Origin of the sequence: Vibrio sp. 1641 (assembly GCF_033339995.1) — a bacterium.
Taxonomy (GTDB): domain Bacteria; phylum Pseudomonadota; class Gammaproteobacteria; order Enterobacterales; family Vibrionaceae; genus Vibrio; species Vibrio alginolyticus.
Genome location: NZ_JAWOVP010000232.1, coordinates 1 through 651, shown reverse-complemented (window position 1 = coordinate 651; position 651 = coordinate 1). Strand labels below are relative to the sequence as shown.

Below are 651 nucleotides of genomic sequence, written 5' to 3'. Positions count from 1 at the left end.
CAACTTACGTTCTTGATTGTCCTGCCACAATTTACCTTCCACGAACGATTCAAACTCAAATGCTTGGTTGGCATAACATGCCTGAACGCGTTCGTTTGTGATGCCAAAATGACGATTCATTGAAGCGTGTAGTAGGGTATCACCGTGTTGCCATTGCACATCCAGACGTGCGAGTTGTTGGCCGTCAAATTGGTGAGTGATGTAGACGTTTTGCAAATCGGCTTTTGCTACAACATTTACGCTGTCTAGCGGGTGAATAAAATCGTCAAAGATGAACGTACGGAGTTCTCCCAGCAGATTGTGGCGATTTTTCTCCCAACGCAGTGACTTCAAATTAGCGACATCGCCTTTTTGTACGTTTGGCAAATAGTCGTTGTAGAGCGGAATGTGTCGGCGATTAAAGCCAACATAAAGTGGTTGATTGGCGATAGCTGCAATCTCATAGAGTTGCTCTACCTGTTGTGCACTGTCCGCCAGAGGTTTGTCGACAAAAGTAGGAATGCTTTGTTTTAGAAAATATTCAGCGATTTGAAAGTGAACATGAGTTGCGGCATGAATCATCACCGCATCTACACCAAACGCAGGAAGCTGTCGGTAGTCCTGACAGCTTTCCTTAATGCGATATTGCTGAGCTAGTGAAGAGAGGGTTTT

Annotated in this window: 1 protein-coding gene; it reads right to left on the bottom strand. The window is 44.9% G+C overall.

The annotated features are described in order from the left end of the window. Window positions 1-651: Gfo/Idh/MocA family protein (locus R7Z47_RS25230; protein WP_318130815.1), on the bottom strand; the 651-nt coding region annotated here is incomplete at both ends.